The organism is Methylobacterium guangdongense (assembly GCF_038442355.1).
Taxonomy (GTDB): domain Bacteria; phylum Pseudomonadota; class Alphaproteobacteria; order Rhizobiales; family Beijerinckiaceae; genus Methylobacterium; species Methylobacterium guangdongense.
On record NZ_JBBXMX010000013.1, the window covers coordinates 147253 to 171104 of the forward strand.

Annotated in this window: 24 protein-coding genes; 15 read left to right on the forward strand and 9 right to left on the reverse strand. The window is 71.3% G+C overall.

Translation table 11 applies throughout. The annotated features are described in order from the left end of the window. Positions 1-101: 101 nt before the first annotated feature. Both AAHG09_RS22195 and motA read right to left on the reverse strand, forming a co-directional pair. Positions 102-968 carry a flagellar motor protein MotB gene (locus AAHG09_RS22195; protein ID WP_342109666.1) on the reverse strand — a complete coding sequence of 289 codons (867 nt, stop codon included), beginning with the start codon at positions 966-968 and terminating at the stop codon, positions 102-104. Between the two features lie 22 nt (positions 969-990). After that, positions 991-1854: a flagellar motor stator protein MotA gene (gene motA, locus AAHG09_RS22200; protein ID WP_342109667.1), complete on the reverse strand. Its 864-nt coding sequence runs from the start codon at positions 1852-1854 to the stop codon at positions 991-993. Positions 1855-2082: 228 nt separating this feature from the next. On the opposite strand from motA, the gene AAHG09_RS22205 reads away from it, so the two are divergent. Next, entirely contained in the window at positions 2083-3192 is a 1110-nt protein-coding gene (locus tag AAHG09_RS22205) for an FAD-binding domain-containing protein (protein ID WP_342109668.1), read from the forward strand. Positions 3193-3232: 40 nt separating this feature from the next. Here AAHG09_RS22205 and AAHG09_RS22210 read toward each other — a convergent pair whose 3' ends face one another. Both AAHG09_RS22210 and AAHG09_RS22215 read right to left on the reverse strand, forming a co-directional pair. Then, positions 3233-3688, reverse strand: a complete 456-nt coding sequence (locus AAHG09_RS22210) for a hypothetical protein (protein WP_342109669.1) — start codon at positions 3686-3688, stop codon at positions 3233-3235. 172 nt (positions 3689-3860) lie between these two features. Continuing rightward, positions 3861-6434, reverse strand: coding sequence for an ABC transporter ATP-binding protein (locus tag AAHG09_RS22215; RefSeq protein WP_342109670.1), 2574 nt, complete (start codon positions 6432-6434; stop codon positions 3861-3863). 366 nt (positions 6435-6800) lie between these two features. On the opposite strand from AAHG09_RS22215, the gene AAHG09_RS22220 reads away from it, so the two are divergent. The 14 genes from AAHG09_RS22220 to AAHG09_RS22285 all read left to right on the forward strand — a co-directional run bounded on the left by AAHG09_RS22220 (position 6801) and on the right by AAHG09_RS22285 (position 20841). Next, complete coding sequence (locus AAHG09_RS22220) at positions 6801-7460, forward strand: cytochrome c3 family protein (RefSeq protein WP_342109671.1); 660 nt, start codon at positions 6801-6803, stop codon at positions 7458-7460. Next, positions 7457-10414: a TAT-variant-translocated molybdopterin oxidoreductase gene (locus AAHG09_RS22225; RefSeq protein WP_342109672.1), complete on the forward strand. Its 2958-nt coding sequence runs from the start codon at positions 7457-7459 to the stop codon at positions 10412-10414. Before AAHG09_RS22220 ends, AAHG09_RS22225 begins: the two co-directional genes overlap by 4 nt. A 2-nt stretch (positions 10415-10416) precedes the next feature. After that, positions 10417-12429 (forward strand): DUF3341 domain-containing protein, encoded by a 2013-nt coding sequence (locus AAHG09_RS22230; protein ID WP_342109673.1) that lies wholly within the window; start codon positions 10417-10419, stop codon positions 12427-12429. Next, entirely contained in the window at positions 12426-12959 is a 534-nt protein-coding gene (locus AAHG09_RS22235; RefSeq protein ID WP_342109674.1) for a c-type cytochrome, read from the forward strand. Before AAHG09_RS22230 ends, AAHG09_RS22235 begins: the two co-directional genes overlap by 4 nt. Further along, the gene (locus tag AAHG09_RS22240) at positions 12956-14017 is read left to right on the forward strand and encodes a hypothetical protein (RefSeq protein WP_342109675.1); all 1062 of its coding nucleotides are present in this window, start codon (positions 12956-12958) and stop codon (positions 14015-14017) included. Before AAHG09_RS22235 ends, AAHG09_RS22240 begins: the two co-directional genes overlap by 4 nt. Continuing rightward, on the forward strand, positions 14014-14502 hold the full coding sequence (locus tag AAHG09_RS22245) for a hypothetical protein (protein ID WP_342109676.1): 489 nt from the start codon (positions 14014-14016) through the stop codon (positions 14500-14502). Before AAHG09_RS22240 ends, AAHG09_RS22245 begins: the two co-directional genes overlap by 4 nt. Continuing rightward, on the forward strand, positions 14499-15488 hold the full coding sequence (coxB, locus tag AAHG09_RS22250; RefSeq protein WP_342109677.1) for a cytochrome c oxidase subunit II: 990 nt from the start codon (positions 14499-14501) through the stop codon (positions 15486-15488). The genes AAHG09_RS22245 and coxB overlap by 4 nt, the downstream gene beginning before the upstream one ends. Beyond that, a complete protein-coding gene (locus AAHG09_RS22255; protein ID WP_342109678.1) occupies positions 15485-17161 on the forward strand; it encodes a cytochrome c oxidase subunit I in 1677 nt (558 codons plus the stop codon). Before coxB ends, AAHG09_RS22255 begins: the two co-directional genes overlap by 4 nt. After that, positions 17158-17817, forward strand: a complete 660-nt coding sequence (locus AAHG09_RS22260; RefSeq protein ID WP_342109679.1) for a cytochrome c oxidase subunit 3 — start codon at positions 17158-17160, stop codon at positions 17815-17817. Before AAHG09_RS22255 ends, AAHG09_RS22260 begins: the two co-directional genes overlap by 4 nt. Before the next feature lies 1 nt (position 17818). Beyond that, positions 17819-18130: an oxidase gene (locus tag AAHG09_RS22265; RefSeq protein ID WP_342109680.1), complete on the forward strand. Its 312-nt coding sequence runs from the start codon at positions 17819-17821 to the stop codon at positions 18128-18130. A 78-nt stretch (positions 18131-18208) separates the two neighbouring features. Then, a complete protein-coding gene (locus AAHG09_RS22270; RefSeq protein ID WP_342109681.1) occupies positions 18209-18994 on the forward strand; it encodes a class II glutamine amidotransferase in 786 nt (261 codons plus the stop codon). A gap of 159 nt (positions 18995-19153) precedes the next feature. Next, positions 19154-19894 (forward strand): NepR family anti-sigma factor, encoded by a 741-nt coding sequence (locus AAHG09_RS22275; RefSeq protein ID WP_342109682.1) that lies wholly within the window; start codon positions 19154-19156, stop codon positions 19892-19894. A 124-nt stretch (positions 19895-20018) separates the two neighbouring features. Next, a complete protein-coding gene (locus AAHG09_RS22280) occupies positions 20019-20432 on the forward strand; it encodes a DUF1236 domain-containing protein (protein WP_243999776.1) in 414 nt (137 codons plus the stop codon). Between the two features lie 133 nt (positions 20433-20565). After that, positions 20566-20841: a hypothetical protein gene (locus tag AAHG09_RS22285; protein ID WP_342109683.1), complete on the forward strand. Its 276-nt coding sequence runs from the start codon at positions 20566-20568 to the stop codon at positions 20839-20841. Positions 20842-20845: 4 nt separating this feature from the next. On the opposite strand, the gene mscL is transcribed toward AAHG09_RS22285, so the two are convergent. From mscL to AAHG09_RS22310, 5 genes are all read right to left on the reverse strand, one after another. Continuing rightward, positions 20846-21265: a large conductance mechanosensitive channel protein MscL gene (gene mscL / locus AAHG09_RS22290; RefSeq protein ID WP_342109684.1), complete on the reverse strand. Its 420-nt coding sequence runs from the start codon at positions 21263-21265 to the stop codon at positions 20846-20848. Between the two features lie 60 nt (positions 21266-21325). Next, positions 21326-22162, reverse strand: a complete 837-nt coding sequence (locus AAHG09_RS22295) for a CDP-alcohol phosphatidyltransferase family protein (RefSeq protein WP_342109685.1) — start codon at positions 22160-22162, stop codon at positions 21326-21328. Positions 22163-22268: 106 nt separating this feature from the next. Beyond that, complete coding sequence (locus tag AAHG09_RS22300) at positions 22269-22979, reverse strand: phosphatidylserine decarboxylase (protein WP_342109686.1); 711 nt, start codon at positions 22977-22979, stop codon at positions 22269-22271. Between the two features lie 59 nt (positions 22980-23038). After that, positions 23039-23374 carry a type II toxin-antitoxin system RelE/ParE family toxin gene (locus AAHG09_RS22305; protein WP_342109687.1) on the reverse strand — a complete coding sequence of 112 codons (336 nt, stop codon included), beginning with the start codon at positions 23372-23374 and terminating at the stop codon, positions 23039-23041. Next, complete coding sequence (locus AAHG09_RS22310; RefSeq protein WP_342109696.1) at positions 23353-23583, reverse strand: hypothetical protein; 231 nt, start codon at positions 23581-23583, stop codon at positions 23353-23355. Before AAHG09_RS22310 ends, AAHG09_RS22305 begins: the two co-directional genes overlap by 22 nt. Positions 23584-23852 lie beyond the last annotated feature (269 nt).

A 23852-nucleotide genomic window follows, 5' to 3' on the forward strand; every position in this document is an offset into this window, starting at 1 on the left:
GAGGCTGCCGTGCCGGCCGGTCTCAGGGGGGACCGGGTCCCCCTCCCTCCCCCGGGCCGCGTCGTCCTGCGGCCGCCCCGGCGGGACGGGGCGGCGTGTCGTCAGCGAAGAAGGTTCGGCGGCACCGGCGGGCTGGCGTTGAGCAGGGTGATGGTCACCCGCCGGTTCGGCGCGATGTAGGGGTTGTCGGGGAAGACCGGCTCGGTGTCGGCGCGACCCACCACGGAGGTGAAGTGATCGTTGGGAACCCCGGCCCCCGACAGGATCTCGCGCACGGCGAGCGCGCGCCCGGCGGTGAGGTTCCAGGGTTCGGCGGACCCCGCCGAGCCCGGGCGCACGGTGGACGTGTGGCCGGTGATCGTCAGGCCGTTGGGCAGCCGGCGCAGCGTCGGCGCGATCGCCTCCAGCACGCGCCGGGTGCGCTCGTAGGGCTCGACCGCGTTGTCGCGGAACATGGAGCGGCCGTCCTCGTCCACGAGGGACACGTTCACGCCCTCCTTGGTCGGCTCGATCACGATGTTCTTCGACAGCTCGGCGATGTCGGGCAGCGTCTGGAGCGCCTGCCGGAGGCTGGCGATGGCGCTCCAGTTGGCCTGCGCGCTGGCGGCCGAGCGGCTGGCATCGAGATCGCTGGCGCGGCCCGGACTGGTCGGGCGCGCCTTGTCCTGCTGGTCGGCCGAGCCCCGCTCCGCGTCGCGGGGCGTGGACGGCTTGTTGCCCGACGTGTCGAGGGCGCGGCCATACATGAGTCCGCCCGCGCCGCTGGTCGCGGGGCTCAGGGAGGCCGGCGCGAAGTATTCCGCCAGCCCGATCTTCTGCTCCTGCGTCGTCATGCTGATCAGCCACATCAGCAGAAAGAACGCCATCATGGCGGTCACGAAGTCCGCATAGGCGATCTTCCAGGCCCCGCCGTGGTGTGCGTGGGCGGCCCTCTTGACCTTCTTGATGATGATGATCGGCTGGGTCATCGCGTCCCTGCTGGAGATCGGGTCAGGCCTGGGCGGGCAGGGCGGCGGTTGCCGCTTCCACTTCGTTGAAGGTCGGGCGGACGTCGCTCATCAGGGCCTTGCGGGCGAATTCGACCGCCATCACCGGCGGCTGGCCGGCGATATGGGCGAGGAGCCCCGTCTTGAGGGACAGGTAGTACTTGGCCTCGGCCTCGAAGAGGCTCTTGAGCGACTGCGCCATCGGCCCGAAGAAGCCATAGGCGATGAAGACGCCGAAGAAGGTGCCGACGAGCGCGCCGCCGATCAGGTGGCCCAGCACCTCCGGCGGCTCCTTGATCGCCCCCATCGTCTTGATCACGCCGAGCACGGCGGCCACGATGCCGAGCGCCGGCGTCCCGTCGGCGAGCGACTGCATGGCCGAGACGATGCGCTCCTGCTCCTGATGGTGCGTCTGCAGCTCCTCATCCATGAGCGCGTCGATCTCGTGGACGTTGTTGGCGCCCAGCGTCACCATGCGCATGTAGTCGCAGACGAACTCGACGGCGTGATGGTTCGCGGCGAAGCTCGGGAAGGCGTTGAACAGCGCCGAGGCGCCCGGATCTTCGATATGCGGCTCGAGCGCCATCGAACCCTTCGACTTCGCGAGCTTGTACAGCGAATACTGCATTCCAAGCAGTTCGACATAGGATTGCTGGTTGTATTTGGGGCCCTTCACGAGCGTGCCCAGCATCGCGGGCACGGCCTTGAGCACCGGCCCGGTATTGCCGATGACGAAGGCGCCGATCGCTGCACCGAGGATGATGACGAACTCGAACGGCTGCCACAGGACGACCAGGTGGCCGCCCATCGCCGCGTAGCTGCCGAAGACGCAGGCGAAGACGATCAAAGTGCCGACGAGCAGCCGCATGATTTGCTGTCCTTGCGCGGCGACAGGTATAACCCGCGCGACGCTACCAATGACCCGGCAAATCTCCCATCTCGGTTAACGGCGGGTTTAGGACCGGGCCGGCGCCCGGACGGATCGCGATCGGGCTGACGTGGCCGCGTCGGCAGGCTGCGGCGACCAGACCCTGCCCCGGCGGACCCGCGTCGCGAACGGCCGCCCTATCTCGCCGGCATGGATCGCACCTTTCCCATGACCCGCGACGCCGCCCTCGACCGGCTGTCCGCCTTCCTCGCGCAGGCGGGCCCCGCCTATGCCGGCGCCCGCAACACCGATCGCGGGCCGGGCGCGGAGCCGACGACCTCGGCGCTCTCGCCCTACCTGCGCCGGCGGCTGATCACCGAGGCCGAGGTCGTGGAGGCGGCCGAGCGGGCGTTCGGCGAAGGCAGCGAGAAATTCGTGTCCGAGGTGTTCTGGCGGACCTACTTCAAGGGCCACCTGGAGACCCATCCCGGGGCCTGGACCGATGTCCTGTCCCTGGCCGCGGCGGACCGCGCGCGGCTGGCGGCCGAGCCGGGGCTGCGCCGCACCTACGCGGCCGCCGTCGAGGGCCGGACCGGCATCGACGGGTTCGACGCCTGGGCGCGCGAACTGGTCGAGACGGGCTGGCTGCACAATCACGCCCGGATGTGGTTCGCCTCGATCTGGATCTTCACCCTGCGCCTGCCCTGGGCGCTCGGGGCCGAGTTCTTCCTGGCGCAGCTGATCGACGGGGATCCGGCGAGCAACACCCTGTCGTGGCGCTGGGTCGCCGGCCTGCACACGCGGGGCAAGCACTATGTCGCCCGGGCCGAGAACATCCGGCGCTATACCGACGGCCGCTTCGATCCCGTCGGCCTCGATGAGTATCCGGATCCGCTGGACGAGCCCGCGCCGCCGCGGGAGGTCCCGCTGCCGCGGGCCGACGCGGCACCGGCCGGCGCCGTCGCGCTGCTCCTGCATCTCGATGACCTGAACCCGGAAAGCCTCCCGCTCGGCGAAGCCAGGATCGTGCGGGTCGGCGGCCATGTCGCCCACGCGCCGGGGGCGTCCGACCGGGTGCGGGAGGCCGATCGGGCCGCCATGGCCGACGCGCTGAAGCGGGCGGCGGCGCATTTCGCCTGTCCGGCGGACCTCGTCCCGGCGGCGTGGGACGCGGGCTGTCCGACGGTGACGGCCTGGGCGCCGGTCGGACCCTCGGCCGATGCGCTGCCGGCCGGCTGCCTGCGGGTTCGCCGCGACTGGGACGCGGCCGCGTGGCCCCTGGCCACCCGGGGCTATGCGCGCCTGCGGAAGGCCATCCCGCGGCTCATGCCGCGCTGAGCCGACGGATGAGCCGCGGGATGGCCGTCCCGGGCCGCCCTCACCGGCACGCCTGGTCCAGGGTTCCGTAGAGGTCCTTCAGGCCGGTGAGATCGACATCCTCGGTGATGGCCTCGTGCCACTTGTCGAGGATGCGGATCTGGAAGCGGTGGCCGTTCACGATGTCGGCCAGCGCCGCGCCGTCCAGGGTGATGAGGCCTTCGTTCTGCATGGCGCTCGACGGGATCGCCGGCGTCGACGCGGACCGGTCGTCGATCCTATATTGATAGTTGAAGATCGAATTCTTCGGCAGGCCCGTGACCACGAGCCTGTCCTTGAACACCTCGATGCGCGAGGGGGTCTTCGGCGCCAGAAGGCACGCCGCTTCGGTCGTCGGACCGCGGGCCGATTTCTTGAGGTCCCAGTTCCCCGCGCTGGACACGATCGGGTCGCCCGCCTGGGCAACGGCCGCCGGCAGGGTCAAGGCTGCCAGGGCGGTGAGCAACAACACGCGCATTCGGATCCCCCTCACCCGCCCGACCGCAGGTGCGGCGCGCGGACAGACCTAACGCACGGACCACCCGATGGGCGCCATCGAACCGTCGCAGGGCGGTGTCGCCCGGATTGGGGCCGCCTGACCTCCGCCATGCGGTGACGGACCGTGCCGGGTCCCGCCCCGGGCGCGGGGCTCACGCCACCGGGTCCGGCTCCGCCGCCGCGCGCACCGGCTCGGGCGCCACCACCGCGCTGTTCTCCACCGCGATCACCGCGTCGAAGGGGGCGGCCTCGTCCAGGGCGCCGGCCCCGGGCAGGCAGACGATCAGCCCGCGCCCGGCCCGCACCTGCCGCAGGCCGGCGAGGCGCTCGCGCAGGCCCTCCTTGCGCTCGTCGGCCGCGATGGCGACGACCAGGATGTCGGGGTCCCGGGCGAGGCATCGGACCAGTTCGATCGCCATCCGCTCCCGGGCGTTGATCGCGCCGTCCGCCAGCGCGCCGGTGCTGGGCTGGATCTCGACCTTGCTGTCGAGGCCGAGTTCGTAGACCGCGGCCTCCAGGCCCTCGTCGGCGAGCACGCGCCGCACCAGCGCCCGCACCCGCGGCTCGGCGTTGGCCTCGCCCAGGCTGATCCGGCCGAACAGCAGGTTCTCCTCGAGGCTGGCGGCCGGGTTGACCCGGCGGGGATCGTGGAACTCCACCGCCCCGGCGAGATGGGGCGGCAGCATCCGCGCGAAGGAGCGCCGGGCCTGGACCAGCCGCGCCTCGAAGGCGGCGTCGATCAGGCCGAAGCGATGGCGCGATTCGCTGTAGCGCAGGGCGAGCCCGATCAGCCGCATCCGGTCGCGCTGGCCCGCCGGCCCCCGGCGCAGGCCCCCGGCATCGGGCAGGCGCACCACGAGGTCCTCGAAATAGCCCCGCTCCGCGGCCTGGAACAGCGAGTAGGCGTCGAACAGCGGATGGTCGTTCGGCAGGTCGGCGAAGATCTCCACGGTGCTGCGCGCGACCGACAGGCCGATCTCGGTCAGCGGCCGCACCAGCCCCTCGGCCTCCAGCACCGCCCGCAGGTAGGGGTGGCGGGCGAAGCGCAGGGGCGCGAAGGCGCCGCCCACCGGCTCGCCGAACAGGATGTTCTCGCCGATGCTCGCCTGATGATTGTAGCGGTCGGGGTCGAACGGCTCGACGAGGCGCTCGGCTCCCTTGGCGGCGAGCGCCTGCCGCATGGTCCGGCGGGCCGCGACGATCGCCGTCGCGAGGCGGGGCCGGGCCGCGGGATCGAGCCGACCGGTCAGGCCGCGGGCATACACGAAGCCGTCGAGCCCGGTCAGCCGGCAGAGCCCGACCACGGCGATGTCGTCGGGCGCGCCGCCCGGGTCGGTGCCGTAGAGCAGGTTCTGGCGCAGGGAGCCCGCCATGAGGATCGCCTCGCCGGCCGCGAAGGCGATGCGGCGGGCGCGCTCGGCGGGGTCGAAGCCGCGCAGGTCCGTGCCCGCGTAGGTGACGGTGCCGGCGGTCGGCTCGACCTGCCCGGCCAGCACCGCCGCCAGAGCCCGGGCACCGCTGCCCCGGCTGCCGGTGATCGCCACGTGGCCCGGCATGGTCACCGCGACGTCGACGCCGGACAGCCGCTCGCCGGTGGTCGGGTCGAAGGCGCCGACCCCCTGGGTCGCCAGGAGGCCGGAGCGCGGCAGCGGCACCGGGGCGCCGGTCCGCGCCCGGCGGGTTTCGAGGGCGGCGATGATGCGGGCGAGGTCGCGGAAGCGCGGGCGCACGGCGCGGCGCACCGTCCAGAGCCGCGCGCAGATGGCGGCGAGCCAGCCCGCGAGGCCGAAGGCGCCCACCGCCGCCAGGAGGGCTGCCGGATCGACCGGCGCCGCCGGGGGCGCTCCGGGTCCCGTCGTGCGCCACAGGGCCGTGCCCACCGCGATCGCCGGCAGGATCACCGCCAGGGCGAGTGCCGGCGCCCGGGCATAGGCCAGCCGCGCCTCGGCCCGCGCCACGGTGCCGCGCATCGCGACCACGCGGGCCGCGATCCGCCGCCGCTCCAGGGCGGCCGCCCCGTGGTTGCGCACGGCCGGCAGGCGGCGCACGAGGTCGTTCAGGTTCTCCTCGGCCCGCACGCTGGTGCGCAGGCGCAGCTCCTGCCGGTCCCGGGCGCGCTCCAGCACCAGCCCGTAGGCGAGGCCGACCGCCCCGAGGCCGACCAGGGCGGCCGGGATCAGCCGGGGCGCCGCCAGGGCGGCGAAGCCCAGCGCCAGGATCAGCGCGGCAAGCGTCATCGCGGGCAGGACGATGCCGGCGGCGAGCAGCCGGTCGGCCCGCGCCAGCACCTCGCCGACGAGGCGGGCGAGGCTGCGCGCCTCGTCCCGGGCCCCCGCCGGAGCGTCGAGGATCGCCCGCAGCACCCCCTCCCGCACCGTGTCGGCGGCGCGGGCCTGGGCCTTGAAGCACAGGCGCGCCACCCACCAGCCGAGACCCGCCAGGATCAGCGCGCAGGCGGCGATGCACAGGAAGGCCGCGAGTTCGAGCCCGGCCGCCCGCATCGGCAGGCCGGGCGCCAGGACGAGTTCGCGGCCCTGCAACGGCACGGCTAGGCGCAGGAAGGCGAGGTCCGGCGCCTCGTCGCGGGGCAGCACCGCGACGAGGTCACGCAGGCAGAGCAGCGCCAGGGCGCAGAGCGGCGCACCGATCCCGACCGCGAGCGCCACGGCGGCCCCGTGCGCGCGCCGCGCGGCACGCCAGGTCAGGAGGAGGGGATCGGATTCCATGCGTCTCCGGGGGATCGGGGGATCGTCCGCGGCGTCCAATCGAGGCGGCCCCGGGCATAGGCCTTCGTGCCGGCCGCGGGAAGGGTTTCAGAGCCTCTCACAGCGCGCCCGTTGCACGGTTGCGGGCCGACGAAAGGCGGCCCATGAGCGGGCGTTCTGTGACGAGAGCCCGGGCCCGTGCGACATGTCGGTCCGCCTAACTCAAGTTCTAGCCTGGATCTGGAAGCGCTCTAGGTTGAGGTGGGTGGTGCAGTGCCGTGCGCGGCCCGATTGCGACCGGGAGTCGAGGGTGGGGCGAGGCTTGCGGCGACGGTGTGAGGTGAGCGAGCGCGATCGTCCGGCCCTCCTCCGGCGCGGGCGCGCCTGATGGCGCAGCTGTTCACGCCCGGCGCGGACGCGATCTACCGCCTCGCCCTGATGACCGGGGTCGCCTGCCTCGTCGGATTGCCGGTGCTGGCCGCCGGGATCGTGCGCTCGAACTACGTGACGGGCGTCGGCGTGGCGCCGGCCCAGCCGCTGCCGTTCAGCCACAAGCACCATTCCGGCGAACTCGGCGTCGATTGCCGCTACTGCCACACCACGGTCGAGAAGGAGGCCACCGCCGGCATCCCGCCGACCCATACCTGCATGACCTGCCACTCGCAGATCTGGACCGGCTCGGACATGCTCAAGCCGGTGCGCGACAGCTACGCGCAGGACAAGCCGCTGGAATGGAAGCGGCTGAACAAGCTGCCGCAATACGTCTACTACAACCACTCCGTCCACGTGACGAAGGGGATCGGCTGCTCGACCTGCCACGGCGACGTGACGTCGATGCAGATGACCTACCGGGCCAACGCCTTCGAGATGCAGTTCTGCCTCGATTGCCACCGGGCACCCGAGAAGTATGTGCGCACGCCCGATCAGGTCTGGAACATGAATTGGAAGCCGCCGGCCGATCAGGCGACGCTGGGTCCGAAGCTCGTCGCGCAATACCACATCCGCGGCGGCGCGCGGCTTACCGAGTGCGGGATCTGCCACCGATGACCGGCACCCCCGACCTCGCGGCACTCCGCGAGAAGCTCAGCCAGGGCGACGGCCCGCGCTTCTGGCGCAGCCTCGACGCCGTGGCCGACAGCCCGGAGTTTCGCGATTATCTCGCGGCCGAATTCCCGTCGGCCTCCCGGCTCGCCGCGGCGCCGGAGCGGCGCGGCTTCCTGAAGCTGATGGCGGCCTCCTTCGCGCTCGGTGGGCTGACCGCCTGCGGCGCCGGGAGCGGGCGCGACTACGAGGTGCCCTACGTCAACCAGCCCGAGCGGATCGTGCCGGGCACGGATCTGTCCTACGCCTCCTCGGCCCTGTTCGACGGGTTCGGCAACGGCGTGCTGGTCACGACCCGCAACGGGCGGCCGCTGAAGATCGAGGGCAATCCCGACCATCCCTGGAGCCGCGGCGGCACCGACGTGCTGGCCCAGGCCTCCGTGCTCGGGCTCTACGACCCGTTCCGGTCGCAGGCGGTGCAGCATCTCGGCCGGCCGAGTTCCTGGGCGGCGTTCCGGGCGGATCTGCAGGCGCAGATGCCGGCCTGGCGCGAGAACCGGGGCGAGGGACTCGCCCTGCTCACCGGGCCGGTGACCTCGCCGACGCTGGCCGCGCAGATCGCCCGGCTGCGGGCCGCCTACCCGGCGCTCCGCTGGCATGTCGGTGCGGGCGCGTCGCGCGACGGTCTCTACGAGGGCGCCCGCCGGGCCTATGGACGACCGCTGGAAACGCTGCCCGCGTTCGATCGGGCGCGCACCATCGTGGCGCTCGACGGCGATTTTCTGGATCTCGGACCGGGCCAAGTGGGGCTGTCCCGGCGGTGGATCGACGCCCGGCGGGCCGCCTACGCGGACGGGCGCCTCCTCACCCTGCACGCCGCCGCCCCGACCCCGACGCTGACCAGTGCCAAGGCGGATCACGGCGTCGTGGTCCCGGCCGGCCGGCTCGATGACCTCGCCCGGGATCTCCTCGGCATGGCCGGCGGCGGTACGGGGCCGGGGGGCGACGATCCGGTCGCCCGCTGGACGCGCGGGGCCGGCACGGCGCTCGCCGGGGCGCGGGGGGCCGGGATCGTCACGGCGGGCCTGACCGCGAGCCCGGATCTGCACGCCCTGGTCCACCGTCTGAACGGCGCGCTCGGCAATACCGGCGCGACCCTCCTGCACGTGGAGCCCGCCGCCGAGCCGGGGGCCGGCACGCTGGCCGAACTCGCGGAGGCGATGGAGCGCGGCACCGTCAAGGCGCTGATCGTGCTCGGCGCCAACCCGGTCTACGACGCGCCCGGCGCGCTCGATTTCGCCGCCCGGATGGCGCGCGTGCCGCTCAAGATCCACGCCGGCCTCTATTACGACGAGACCGGCGCCCATGCCGACTGGCACCTGCCGATCGCGCATCCGCTGGAATCCTGGGGCGATGTCCGCGCCCTCGACGGGACCGTGGGGCTGATCCAGCCGACGATCGCGCCGCTCTACAACGGCCGCACCCTGCCGCAGATGCTGGCCTTCCTGGCGGGCGGCGACGAGGCCGAGGACGCGCTGGCCCTCGTCAAGGCGCGCTGGCGCAGAGACGGCGAGGATGAGGCCGCCTTCGAGGCCCGGTTCTCGGAGGCCCTGCGCCGGGGGTTCTGGGCGGACAGCGCGCGGCCCGTCGAGACCGTGGCGCTGACGCAGGATGCCGCCTCCCCTGCCCCCGCCCTGCCCGTCGGCGGGATCGAGGTGCTGATCCGACCCGACCCGACGCTCTGGGACGGCACCCATGCCGACCTCGCGTGGCTTCAGGAACTGCCCAAGCCGCTCACCAAGGTGGTCTGGGAGAATGTGGTGGCGGTGAGCCCGCGGCTCGCCGAGCGCGAGGGCATCGCCACCGGGGACGTCCTGCGGATCGTGGCGGCGGGCCGCGCGGTCGAGGGGCCGGCCTGGATCCTGCCGGGTCAGGCCGACGACACCGTCACCCTGACGCTGGGCTACGGCCGGAACGTGCCGGACCACCTGTCCCGCGGCCTCGGCTACGATGCCGGGCCGCTCCGGCCGGTCGGCGCGTCCTGGCGGCTCTCCGGGGCAACGCTGACCAGGACCGGACGGCGCAGCCAGCCGGTCACCACCCAACACCTCGGCACGATGGAGGGCGAGGATCTCGTCCGCGTGCAGGCGCTCGGCGCAGCCCCGGTGGGCGACCCCAAGGGCGCGCCGGCGCCCGCCTCGTTCTATCCGCCCCCCGGGAGCCAGGATCGCTGGGTCGCGGCGCAATGGGGCATGGCCATCGACCTCGATGCCTGCACCGGATGCAACGCCTGCGTCACCGCCTGCCAGGCGGAGAACAACATCCCGGTGGTCGGCCGCGAGGAGGTCGCGCTGGGGCGCTGGATGGGCTGGCTGCGGATCGACCGCTACTATGCGGGCGAGCTCGACGCGCCGCGCACGCATTTCCAGCCGGTGCCCTGCATGCATTGCGAGCAGGCGCCCTGCGAACTCGGTTGCCCGGTCGAGGCGACGCTGCACGACAGCGAGGGGCTGAACCTCCAAGTCTACAACCGCTGCGTCGGAACCCGGACCTGCCAGAGCTACTGCCCCTACAAGGTCCGCCGGTTCAACTACCTCGACTATAGCGGCGGCATGACCCCGGTGGAGCAGCAGCAGCGCAACCCCGAGGTCACGGTCCGCGCCCGCGGCGTGATGGAGAAGTGTACCTACTGCATCCAGCGGATCACGGCGGCGCGGATCACCTCGGCCAAGGACGCGCACGCGCCGATCCCGGACGGCGCCGTCGAGACCGCCTGCCAGGGCGCCTGCCCGACCCGGGCGATCACCTTCGGCAACGTCGCCGATCCGGGGAGCCACGTCTCGGCGGCCCGCCGGGATCCCCGGGAATACGCGCTGCTCGGCCACCTCAACACGCGGCCGCGCACCACCTACCTCGCCGGGCTCGCGCCGCCCGCGGAACCCGGCGGGCGGGAGGGCTGAGCATGGCCGGTTCTGTCACGGGCGGCCCCCTGATCCGGCCCGACGAGACCCTCCAGGGCATCGGCGGCACGGTCACGGCGATCCCGCTGACCCATCCGCTCAACCGGCGCTGGTGGATCGCCTTCGCGGGGGCGGCCGCGCTGCTCGGCCTGTTCCTGCTCACCCTCGGCTATCTGCTCGCCGCGGGGCCCGGCATCTGGGGCAACAACAACGCCGTCGTCTGGGCGCTCGACATCGCGAGCTACGATTGGTGGATCGGCGTCGCCTCCGGCAGCCTGCTGGTGTCGGCCGTGCTCCTCCTGCTCGGGGCGGAGTGGCGCGGGGCGGTCAACCGGGTCGCCGAGACCCTGGCGCTGCTCGCCACCGCGGCGGCCGGACTCTACCCGATCATCCATCTCGGGCGGCCGTGGTTCTTCTTCTGGAACCTGCCCTACCCCAACACCTACGATCTCTGGCCGCAATTCCGCTCGCCGCTCCTGTGGGACGCGATCGACATCGTGTCGTTCCTCGTGATCTGCGTGAGCCTGTGGTTCATCGGCCTGCTGCCGGACCTCGCGACCTTGCGCGACCGGGCCTTCGCGGAGGCGATGCGCCAGGCCGACGCCAAGGCGCCGACTCGCAAGCTCGCCCTGCTGCGCGCCCAGGTCTACGGCATCGTCGCCTCGGGCTGGCGCGGCTCGGCGGCCCATTGGCAGATCTGGGTCCAGGCCTACCGGACCGTGGCGTTGCTCGGCGTGCTGCTGGTGGTCTCGGTCCAGACCGGCGCCTCGGTGATGCTGGCGGGCTCGCTGATGCCGGGCTGGCACAGCACGCTCGTGCCGGTGAGCTTCTTCGTCAACGCGGTCTATTCCGGCGTCGGCGTCACCGCGGTGATCGTGATGCTGATCCGCGTCGTCTACGGCCTCGACGGCCTGGTGACCCCGCGCCATCTCGACGTGCTCGGCCGCCTGCTGCTCTGCCTCGGCTGCGCCAGCGCCTATTGCTACGCCGCCGAGTATTTCGACACGTTCCTCAACGGCGACGCCCAGGCGCGCGGCGTCCTGGCCCGGCGCATGACCGGCGACCACGCTGTGATCTCGTGGACGGCGATCCTCTGCCTCGTGCTGCCGGCGCAGATCCTGTGGTCGGCGCGCGCCCGGACGGCGCCGCTCGCCCTGGCGGCGGTGGGGCTGCTCGTCGCCATCGGCGCCTATGCCGACCACGTCATGGTCCTCGTCGTGACCCTGACGCAGGACTTCTTGCCCTCCTCGCGGCTGCCCTACGGGGTCGACATCTGGGGCATCGCCACCTTCGCGGGCTCGGTCGGCCTGTTCCTGACCCTGCTGCTCCTGTTCCTGCGCTACCTGCCGGCGGTCTCGATCGTGGAGAGCCGGCGCCTCGCCCTGGCGAAAGCCCCGGGCGCCCAGGAGGCTGCCCGCGCCGCCGCGTCCCGGGCGGCGGCCCGGCCGGAGGAGAACGCCGGCCCTGGGCCGTTCTGGGGCGTCTCGGCGAGCTTCGCCAGCGAGGGCGATCTCGCGGCCGCGCTCCAGGCGGTGTCGGGGATCGGTCCGGACCACGTCCATCTCGACGGGCACGGGCCCGTGCCGATGCCCCGCACCCTCCGGCCGCTCGGCCTGGAGGGCCGCTCGATCCTGCCCTACGCGCTCGCCGGTGCGCTTCTCGGCGGCGCCGGCTTCTACGGGATGTGTGTCTTCGCCACCGCCTACGATTACGTGTTCCTGATCGGCGGGCGCCCGCGCCTGTCCTGGCCCTCCTTCGTGGTGCCGAGCCTCTCCTTCGCGATGATGGCGGGCTGCATCGCGATCCATCTCGCGCTGCTCGTGCTCAACCGCCTGCCGCGGCTGAACCATCCGGCCTTCAACATCCCGGGCTTCCTGCGCGTCTCGGACGACCGCTTCTTCCTGACCGCGGAGGCGCGGGACGATCGCTTCGATCCGGAGCGCATCGAGCGGAGGCTCGCGGGTATGCCGGCCGAGGCCGGGCGGCCCCTCGAGATCCGGCGGATCCCGCGATGAGGCGCGCCCTCCCCATGGTCCTCCTCGTCCTGGCGCCGCTCGCCGCCTGCGGCGAGGCCGACATGGCCGATCAGGCCCGGGCCAAGACCTGGGACAAGAACCCGTTCTTCCCGCGGGAGATCACCATGCGCCAGCCGGTCGCCGGCACGGTGCCGCGCCGCGATCCCGCCGCGCCGGCGCCACAGCCGCAGACGATCAGCCGGGACCTCCTCGACCGGGGGCAGCAGCAATACGCGGTGTTCTGCACCCCCTGCCACGGCCAGGACGGGCGCGGCCAGGGCATGATCGTGGCCCGCGGCTTCCCGCATGCCGGCAATCTCACCGGCGAGGACGTGCGCCGGGCCTCCGCGGCCGAACTCTACGACGCGATCTCGAACGGCCGGAAGGCGATGTTCGGCATGGCGCAGATGATCCCGTCCGCCGATCGCTGGGCGATCGTCGCGTATGTGCGCGCCCTCCAGCTCAGCCAGGACGCTCCGGTGGCGAGCCTGCCGGAGCCGGACCGGGCGCGGCTGGAGGCGTCGCGATGAGCCGCCCTGCCCTGCTCGGCCTCGCCGGCCTCGGCCTCCTGGCCCTCTGCCTGCTCGCCGGCGGCTGGCGCGGGGCGATGGCCTCGTATCTCGCCGCCTGGCTCGTCCTCCTCGCCCTGCCGGTCGGTGCCCTGCCGGTGGTCATCGTGGCCGAGCGCTTCGGCGGGCGCGTGAAGGCGCGCGGCGGCGTCGAGATGCTGGCGGGCCTGCGGCGGCTGATGGCGCTGATGCCGGTGGCGGCCGTGCTGGGCCTCCCCGTGCTCGCCGGCGCGGCGCTCCTCTATCCCTGGGTGCGGGAACCGGCGCACACGCCGCTCGCCGCGCTCTGGTTCACGGTGCCGTTCTTCGTGGCCCGGGTGATCGCCTATCTCGCCGCCTGGACCTGGCTGTCCTTCCGCTTCGCCAGCCCCTTCGACGCGCCCGGCGAGGGCCGGACCGTGCCGGCGGTGGGGCTCCACGCGGTGATCGGCACCCTGTTCGTCACCGACGTGATCGCCTCCCTCGATCCGCGCCTCGACTCCACCCTTTTGGGTCTCCTGGTCATGACCGCCTGGAGCGGTCTCGCCTTCGCGACGGCGATCCTGCTTGCCTGGGAGGAGCCCGAGCCCGTGGGGCGCGGCCGCACCGCGCCGGGGCGCGGCCGGCTGGTCCCCCTCGTGGTGCTGCTCGGCCTCTGGGCCTACCTGCACTTCGTGCAATTCCTGATCGTCTGGTCGGCGAACCTGCCGCCGGAGGTGGCGTGGTACTTCGCCCGCGGCGGCTGGCTCGGCCGGGCGCTGTCGATCGTGGCGGGCGCCGTGGTGGTGCTCGCCGCCCTGGCGACTCTGCGGCCGGGCCGCCCGACCACGCGGATCCTGGCCGGCGCCGCGCTCGCCGTGCACGCCCTGGAGATGTTCTGGCTGATCACCCCTGCGATCCGCGATCGGTTCGTGCTCCGCCCGAGCGACGCGCTCGCCGCCGGTGCCGTGGCCTGCCTCGCCGCCGCGCTGCGGCCGTTCCTGCGCCCGCGGGCCGACCGGGCGGCCTCCGTGGCCCGCCGCTCCGGGAGGCCGGCATGAGCGGCAACGGACCCTCCGGGCTGATCCCGGCGATCCTGGCCGGGCTGACGCTGCGCGGAAGCGGCATCCTGAACGGACGCCCGCCGCGCCCGCCCGCCAACACGCAGCGCGATCCGAACGATCCCGGGCACGAGACGCGCGACGTCAACGTCCGCAACACCGCCCTGGTCATGGCCGGCCTCGGCCTCACGGCGCTGGCGGTGATCGGCACCATGGTCTGGCTGATGCACACCGTCGCGGCGAGCCAGCGCCGGACCCTGCCGGCTCTGACGGCCCAGCAGACCGCACGGCTCGTCCCGCCGGCCCCGAATCTCCAGGCCAACCCCTATGCCGACATCGACCGCGAGCGGGCCGCCACCGAGGCCCGGATCGCCGGCTACGCCTACCGGGACGCGGCCCAGACCCGCGCCCGCATCCCGATCGGCCGCGCCATGGCGTTGACCGTGGGCCGCTCCCTCGAACCGTCGGAGCCCGCCGCGCGATGACGCCGAGCCACGAATCCCTCCAGCTCTGGCCCGCCGCGGTCTCCGCCACCGCGACCGAGACCGACCTGCTCATCCTGGCCTTCACGGTGCTGACGCTGCTGCTCACCGTGCCGGTCTTCGTGGCGATCACCTACTTCGCCGTGCGCTACCGGGAGGGCTCGGAGGCGAACCGCAGCCCGTCGGGCATCCGCTCGAACCTCATCGAGATCAGCTGGATGCTGATCCCGTTCCTGCTGACGCTGATCTTCTTCGTCTGGGGCGCGAAGCTGTTCATCCAGTCGAAGAACGCGCCCCCCGACGCCATGGTGGTCGAGGCGGTCGGCCGGCAATGGATGTGGAAGTTCCAGCACCCCACGGGCCAGTCCGAGATCAACAACCTGCACCTGCCGATCGGCCAGCCGATCCGCCTGCACATCATCAGCCAGGACGTGATCCACGCCCTCTACCTGCCGGCCGTGCGCATGCAGGTCGCCGCCCTGCCCGACCGCTACACCGACCTGTGGTTCAAGGCCGACAAGACCGGCACCTATCACCTCTACTGCTCGGAATATTGCGGCACCGACCATTCGGTGATGGGCGGCGAGGTCACCTTCATGAACCCCGGCGACTACCAGGACTGGCTGACCCATGCGGGCGCCCAGCAGGGCAAGGTCGCGGCGGGCCGCGCCCTCTACGAGGCCTATGGCTGCGCCGGCTGCCATGAGCCCGGCTCCGCCGTGAAGGCGCCGAGCCTCGCGGGCCTCTACGGCAGTCAAGTGAAGCTCGCCGACGGCCGCACCGTCACGGCCGATGACGGGTGGCTCCGCGAAAAGATCCTGAACCCCAACGGTGACCGGCTCGCCGACGGGTATAAGCAGATCATGCCGAGCTTCGCCGGCCGGATCCCGGCGGATGAGCTCGGGACCCTCATCGACTTCCTGAAATCCTATTCGCGCCCGGCCGCCGGCAAGGCCGCGGACGCGACGCCGGCGGGGGCGACACGATGAGCGCATCGGGCAGCATCGGCGGCACCGCCCGCCGCGAACCCCACACCCCGGAATCGACGATCGGGCGCAAGCCCGACTACCTGCACGCCGAATCGACCCTGCGCTCGTGGTTCCTCGCCACCGACCACAAGCGCATCGCGATCCTCTACCTCGCCTCGATCACCGGCTTCTTCGTCATCGGCGCCCTGGCGGCGGGCGTGGTGCGCCTCGCGCTGATCGTGCCGAACGGCGCGATCATGACCAACGACACCTACAACAAGGCCTTCACGATCCACGGCGTGGTGATGGTCTGGTTCTTCCTGATCCCGTCGATCCCCGCGACCTTCGGCAATTTTTTGATCCCCCTCATGATCGGGGCCAGGGACCTCGCCTTCCCGAAGCTCAACCTGACGAGCTGGTACGTGTTCATGGCGGGCGCCCTGTTCACCCTGGTCTCGGTGGTGCTGGGCGGCGTCGACACCGGCTGGACCTTCTATGCCCCGCTCTCCACGGCCTTCTCGAACACCTGGGTGCTGCCCGCCCTGATCGGCGTGACCATAGTGGGCTTCTCGTCGATCCTGACGGGGCTCAACTTCGTCGTCACGATCCACACCATGCGGGCCCCCGGCATGACGTGGTTCAAGCTGCCGATCTTCGTCTGGACGCACTACGCCACCAGCCTGATCTTCCTGCTCGCGACGCCCGTCATCACGACCGCGCTGATCCTGCTGATCGCCGAGCGCGCCTTCCACATCGGCGTGTTCGATCCGGCCTATGGCGGCGATCCGGTGCTGTTCCAGCACCTGTTCTGGTTCTACTCGCACCCGGCCGTGTACATCATGGTGCTGCCCGGCATGGGGGTGATCTCCGAGATCGTCCCGGCCTTCGCGCAGAAGAAGCTGTTCGGCTACCGGTTCGTCGCCTACGCGTCGATCGGGCTGGCCTCGGTGACCTTCTTCGTCTGGGGTCACCACATGTTCGTCAACGGCCAGAGCGACCTGGCCTCGCTGGTGTTCTCCGCGCTGTCCTTCGCGGTGGCGGTGCCCTCGGCCGTGAAGGTCTACAACTGGACCGCCACGATCCATAAGGGCAGCCTGCGCCTCGACACGCCGATGCTCTACGCGATGGGCTATATCGGCCTGTTCGTGCTCGGCGGCCTGACCGGCCTCTACCTCGCGACGCTCGCCATCAACCAGCACATCCACGCGACCTACTTTGTGGTCGCCCACTTCCACTACATCATGGTCGGCGGCACGGTGCTGGCGTTCCTGGGCGGCCTGCACTTCTGGTGGCCCAAGTTCACCGGCCGGATGTACAGCGAGCCCTGGGGGCGGATCTCGGCGCTGCTGATCTTCCTCGGCTTCAACGTGACCTTCTTCCCGCAGTTCATCCTCGGCTACCTGGGGATGCCGCGGCGCTACGCGACCTACCCGGCCGAGTTCCAGCTCCTCAACGTGCTGTCCTCGGCGGGCGCCACGATCCTGGCGGCGGGCTACATCTTCCCGATGCTCTACCTCGTCTATTCCCTGTGGTTCGGCCGAAAGGCGCCCGCCAACCCGTGGAACGCGAAGGGGCTCGAATGGGAGACCGCCTCCCCGCCGCCGACGCACAACTTCCTGTCCCCGCCCGAGGTGCCGCGCGTCCCCTACGACTACCCGATCCAGGCCCAGGAAGCCCGGGACCAGCACGGATGAGCGAGCCCCTGGCCCAGGGCGTCGGCGTCGCCCGCGCCGAGCATTTCGAGAGCGTCGCCCAGCAGCGCCAGGCCGCGACGCTCGGTATCTGGGCGTGGCTGATCACCGAGCTGCTGCTGTTCTCGGCCCTGTTCCTGGTGGCGCTGATCACCCGGATCCAGCACCCCGAGGCGACGGTGGCGGCGGCCAAGCACCTCAAGTTCTGGATCGGCGCCACCAACACGGTGGTGCTGATCTGTTCCTCGCTCACCATGTCGATGGCGATCGAGTTCTCCCGGATGGGCTGGCAGCGCGCCATGGTCCGGGCGATGCTGGCGACCGCGGCTTTGGGCGGCCTGTTCCTCGTGCTGAAGGGCTACGAGTACTACGCCGACTGGGACGAGCACATGATGCCGTTCCTCAGCCATCGGCCCTTCGCGCTGGCCGAGACGCCGGCGGCGCGGCTGTTCGTGAACCTCTACTACGTGGCGACGCTCCTTCACGCGCTGCACCTGTTCACCGGCATCGGGCTCCTGCTCGGCATGACCTGGATGGCCGCCAAGGCCGGGTTCCTGGCGCGGCACCAGAACTGGATCGAGGTCTACGGCCTGTACTGGCACTTCATCGATCTGGTCTGGATCCTCGCCTTCCCGATCCTCTACGTGGTGAATCGGTAGGATGCGGAACCCCCTCGCCGCCTTGAGCGCCGACGACCGCGCCCTGCTCCGCAGGCGCCTGCGCACGCCGGTCTTGACCTTCCTGGCGCTCCTCGCCCTGCTCGCCGTCAACGTGACGCTCGGCGCCACCCTGCCCTTCGCGCAGGTCTGGATCGTCGAGCTTCTCGTCGTGGCGGTGATGGTGGCGCTGATCCTCCTCGTCTCCATGGAGGTGATCCACGAGCCGCCGCTGATCCGGCTGTTCTCAGGGCTCGGCTTCTTCTGGGTCGCCATCATGGTGGGGATGACGCTGACCGATTATCTCGCGCGGTAAGGCGCGTGAAAGCCGTTGTCGGGACGGCCGAACACTCCTACACGTCGCCGCTTCCCCGCATGGCCCGGCTGACAGACGATGTGCGAACTGCTCGGCATGAGCGCCAACGTGCCGACCGACATCCGCTTCTCCTTCGCGGGTCTCGCCCGGCGCGGCGGCGACACCGGGCCCCACGCCGACGGCTGGGGGATCAGCTTCTACGACGGCCGCACCTGCCGGAGCTTTCACGAGCCGGAGCCGAGCGCCCGCTCGCAGCTCGCCCGGCTCTTGCGCGACATGCCGATCAAGAGCCGGATCGTCGTCGCCCATGTGCGCAAGGCCAATCGCGGCCGGGTCAGCCTGGAGAACACCCATCCGTTCTCGCGGGAATTGTGGGGGCGCCGGTGGACCTTCGCGCATAACGGCCAGCTCAAGGGCGTGAAGAAGCTGCCGCTCGGCGGCTTCATGCCGATCGGCTCCACCGACAGCGAGCACGCCTTCTGCTGGATGCTCGGCCGCCTGCAGGACCGCTACAAGTCCCTGCCGCGGCCCGAGGCCCTGGACCGGGCCGTCGCCGACCTCGCCGGCGAGCTGCACGGCCTCGGCGTGTTCAACATGCTGCTGACCGACAGCCGCACCCTCTACGCCCATTGCGGCAAGCGCCTCTGCTACCTCACCCGCCGCGCGCCCTTCGGCAAGGCCACCCTGATCGACGAGGATTGGCAGGTCGACTTCGCCCGGGAGACCACCGAGCACGACATCGTCACGGTGATCGCCACGAAGGCCCTGACCCGGGACGAGCGCTGGACCGACCTCGAGCGCGGCGACGTCCTGACCCTGCGGGACGGGTCGATCCGCTTGTTGCGCGCGGCAACCTTATCATAAGTCAGTGGGCCGAGGGTGCATGCCCGCGTTTGATGCGCTAGAACGCCTGTAACAGGAGCGCATCGGCCCGAATTCGTCCTGTCTCGGGCCGGCAAGCGATCCGCCTCGACCCTTGAGGGACCACGGTCGAGCCACGATGAGCTGACGAGTGCGAACCGCATGACCCGCGACGACACCGATACCGTCCTGTCCCAGGAGGGCGGGACTCGGGATGGCCGCCCGAACCTGAACGCCGGCATCCGCACGCATCTCGGCGAGCACCTGCGCACCGTCTACGAGCGGATCGGCGAGGAGTCACTCCCGTCCCGCTTCGCCGAGCTGATCGAGAAGCTGGAGGCGGCGCTCCGCGCCCGGGGCGAGGCGATCGAGCCGGAATTCCGCAACGGCCTGCTGGCCGCCGTCCCCTCGCTGCGTGCCTTCGCGCTGTCGCTGACCTCGAACCCCGCCCGGTCCGACGATCTCGTGCAGGACACCCTGCTGAAGGGCTGGCAGCACCGGGCCCGGTTCCAGCCGGGCACCAACCTGAACGCGTGGCTGTTCACGATTCTACGCAACATCTTCTACTCGGATCACCGCAAGCGGGTCCGCGAGGTCGAGGATCAGGACGGCTCCTATGCCGCGCGCCTCGCCACCGCCCCGCACCAGGGCGACCGGCTCGACGTCGAGGATCTGCAATCGGCGCTGGCGAAGCTCCCGCCGGACCAGCGCGAGGCCCTGGTTCTGGTCGGTGCCGAGGGCGTGTCCTACGAGGAAGCCGCCACCATCATGGGCTGCAAGGTCGGCACCGTGAAGAGCCGCGTCAGCCGTGCCCGGGGCCGGCTGGCGGAGCTGCTCGGCTACGACGAGGAGGATCTCGGCTCCGACCGGTTCATCCAGTCGGCGATGCCCAAGGACGCGTAAGGCGGCGTTAGCCCTCGGCGATCCTCCGCAAAAAGCGATGCATCCGATTCCGGGTATCGGACGTTACCGGCCCGAGCTTCGCCGCGTGTCCGCGGCGGAACGCCACGGAACGGAGCAATCCCGTATGACCATCAAGACCCTTATCGCCGCTTCGGCCCTCGTCCTGTCGCTGCCGCTGGCTGCCCAGGCCCAGGGCACCATCCCGGGTGCCGAGCGCGGCGCCGCCGCGGGTGCCGATGCGGCCGGCCCGATCGGCGGGATCGTCGGCGGCGCCGTCGGTGCGGCCACCGGCACGGTGGGCGGCATCCTCGGCGTCGACATGGCCCCGCGCTTCCGCAGCTACGTCCGCGAGCGCAACGTCCGCTCGTACGACTATGACGGCCGCGTCGCCGTGGGCAGCACCCTGCCGTCCTCGGGCGTGACCTACTACGACGTCCCGAGCGAGTACCGCGTGCAGCCGGGCTACCGCTACACCGTGGTGAACGACCGCCCGGTGCTGGTCGACCGCGGTCACCGCATCGTCGAGGTGATCGACTAAGCCTGCGGGCCGGTCCCGCATCGGCCCATGGGACCCCGGAGCCCGGCTCCGGGGTCCCTTCTCCTTCTGCGGCTGTTGGCGCAACGCTTCATCCGACTGGCCGTTGATAGGCGGTTCGACCCGTGAGGCGACCATGAGCAACGATTCCCCCGATCCCGGCGCCGTGCTCCCCGAGCCGGTGCGCGACCATCTCGGCCAGCAGCTGCGCGGCGTCCTGCCGGTGGAGGCCGACAAGCCGCGCTTCCTCGGCGACGATTCCGTGCCCGAGGTGTTCGAGCCGCAGATCCGCCGGCTTGAGACCCGGCTGAAGACCCACGAGGAGGGCACCGGGGCGGTCGGTCAGGCCCTCGACCAGATCCTGGACGCCCTGGGCGTCAAGCCCGAGGAGCCGGACCGGCGCGGCAACTGACCGGTCAGACCCGGGGTTTCGCCGCCAGGAGATCGCGGATCTCCGAGAGCAGCTTCACGTCGGCCGGGACGGCTTCCGGCTCCTTGGGCTGGGCGTGCTGCAGGCGGTTCATCGCCCGGATCACGAGGAACAGCACGAAGGCCACGATTACGAAGTTCAGCGTCAGGGTCAGGAACTGGCCGTAGCCGAGGACCGCGCCCTGCTTCTTGGCGTCCGCGTAGGGCAGCCCGGCCTGCACCTTGGACGAGAGCGGGATGTAGTAGTTCGAGAAATCGAGCCCGCCGGTGACCGCGCCGATCACCGGCATGAAGATGTCCTGGACCGCCGAGTTGACGATCGCCCCGAAGGCGGCGCCGATGATCACGCCGACCGCGAGGTCGACCACGTTCCCGCGCAGCGCGAATTTCTTGAATTCTTCGAGCATCCCCGAATCCTCCTCGCCGGACACGGCCAAGGTAGGGGCGGATCCCGCGACGACCAGCGTCTAGTCCGAGGCGACGGCGACCGGCCGCTCCTCGGTGCCCGCGGCCTGCTCGGCCTTGAGGCGGCGGCGGTACTGCGCGGCGACCACCGGGATGGTCAGGAGATAGCCCCCGCTCACCGCCACCAGGGCCTCGAACGGGTAGCTGATCAGGATCCCGAAGGCCGCCACGCCGAACAGGAAGATCGGCAGCACGAGGCTGCGGGGCACCCGCTTGCCCATGGTCTTGCCCGAGTAGGTCGGCACGGTGGAGACCACCAGCAGGGCGATGCACAGCACGTAGATCAGGATCGCGGGCGCCGCCCAGCGCTCCAGGCCGAAGCCGAGGAAGTGCAGGTAGAGCGGCAGCATCGCGGTCAGCGCGCCCGCCGGGGCCGGCATGCCGACGAAGAAGTCCTTCTTCCATTCCGGGCGGTTCGGGTCGTCCAGCATCGCGTTGAAGCGGGCGAGCCGCAGCGCCATCGCGATGGCGAAGATCAGCGCGATGATCCAGCCGAGCGACTTCAGGTGGAACAGCGCGAAGCCGTAGAGGATGAGCGCCGGGGCGCAGCCGAAATTCACGAAGTCGGCCAGCGAATCGAGTTCCGCCCCGAAGCGCGAGGTGCCCTTGAGCAGCCGCGCCACCCGCCCGTCGATGCCGTCGAGCACGCCCGCCACCACCACGGCGATCACGGCGGGCTCGAACTTGCCCTCGAAGGCGAGGCGGATCGCGGTCAGCCCGAGGCAGAGCGCCATCAGGGTGATCATGTTGGGCGCGATCATCCGGAACGGCACCGGCTTGAACCGGCGCGGCCGCGGCTCGTTCGGATCGGGCGCGAAGGGCGGGAAGAGATCGTCCATGGTCGTCAGAGCACGCCGCCGTTACGGGGACACGTCAGCATGCTCGAACTCCCTTTGACCGCATGATGGATTCGGGAAACCGGATCCCACGTTTCCGCATCATGCTCTAGATCCGCTTGAACACCCGGTCCGGGCCGCCGCCGAGATCCGCCAGGATCGTCTCGCCGGCCACCGCCTTCTGGCCGAGGCCGACCAGCACGGTGGCGCCCGCCGGCAGGTAGACGTCGACCCGCGAGCCGAAGCGGATCAGGCCGAACCGCTCGCCGACGCCGAGCACGTCGCCCGCCGACACGAACCCGACGATGCGCCGGGCCACCAGCCCCGCGATCTGCACCACGCCGACGCGCTTCGGGCTTCCGCCATGGGTCGTCTCGATGACCATGCCGTTGCGCTCGTTGTCGTCGCTCGCCTTGTCGAGCTCGGCGTTGAGGAACAGGCCGGGCGTGTAGTGGATCTGGCCGATCCGGCCCGAGACCGGCACCCGGTTCACGTGGCAGTCGAACACGTTCATGAACACCGAGACCCGTAAGGTCGGCACCTGCGGCAGGTCGAGCTCGGGCGGGGGCAGGACGGTGGCGATGAGGTTCACGCGCCCGTCGGCCGGCGAGACCACGAGCCCGTCACCCACGGGCGTGACCCGCTCGGGATCGCGGAAGAAGTAGCAGACCCAGAGGGTCAGGATCAGGAAGATCCAGCCGAAGAACTGGGAGAAGTAGCCGGCGAGCACCGTGAGCACGATGCCGATCAGGATGAAGGGATAGCCCTCCTTGTGGATCGGCACGAGCGTCCGGCGGATCGTCTCGATGAGGTCGGTCATACTGTGGGGGCTCGGGGATCAGGGCTCTGCCGGGCGGATGGCAGTCTGCCGGGCCGACGTCAACTTTCACCGGAACGCCAGTCCGGTCCGGCGTCGGGCATCGAGCGGGGATCGCGGGCGGCATGGCGCAGGGCGATGACGATGATCGCGCCTTCCGCGATCTGATAGAAGAGCCAGTAGGGGTAGGGTGTCACGAGGATTCTACGCAGCGGCGGTGAATTGGTCCGGGTTCCGCTGCGCGGTTGCTCCAGAAGCCGGTCGAGCACGGCATCGAGGCGTGTCCGCACGCTGAGCGCGCCGGATGGCGACGTGTCCGCGATGCCGCTCAAGACAGAATCGATGTCCGCGAGGGCATCCGGCGTGAAGCGAAGCTTCACGGTCCGTGTTTCGCCCACACAGCCCGGACCTGCTCGTCCGTCGCGAACTCCCCACGTTCCGCCTGGGCGAGGGAAGGCGCCAGGTCCGCCTCCTCCTCGGGGGTCAGCCGGTACACGGGCTCGTCCGCCTCGCCGGCGAACAGCAGCAGCATGCGGGCGGCATCGTCCTGCATGGCATCGGGGAGCGCGCGGACGCGCGCGATGGCTCGTTCCAGGAGCTCGGTCATGGCGCCATGATACACGCCGCCGGTTCGGAGAGAAGTCATGCGCGGATCGTCTCCATCGGGTCGCTCATGGGTCTTTGGGGTTCGACGGCGCCGCCCGTGGGCGGATGGGCTCAGATGCGCGCCATCGTCCTCGCGCGCCTGCGGCGCCGGGGGCATGGCCCAAGAGACGAACACGCGGGACGCGGGACGCCGCGGGAACCCAGGTGTCGGCCAGATACGCGCGGGATCCGGTCCCCGCGGCGCCCGCGGCATCGACCGGGCGTGGTCCC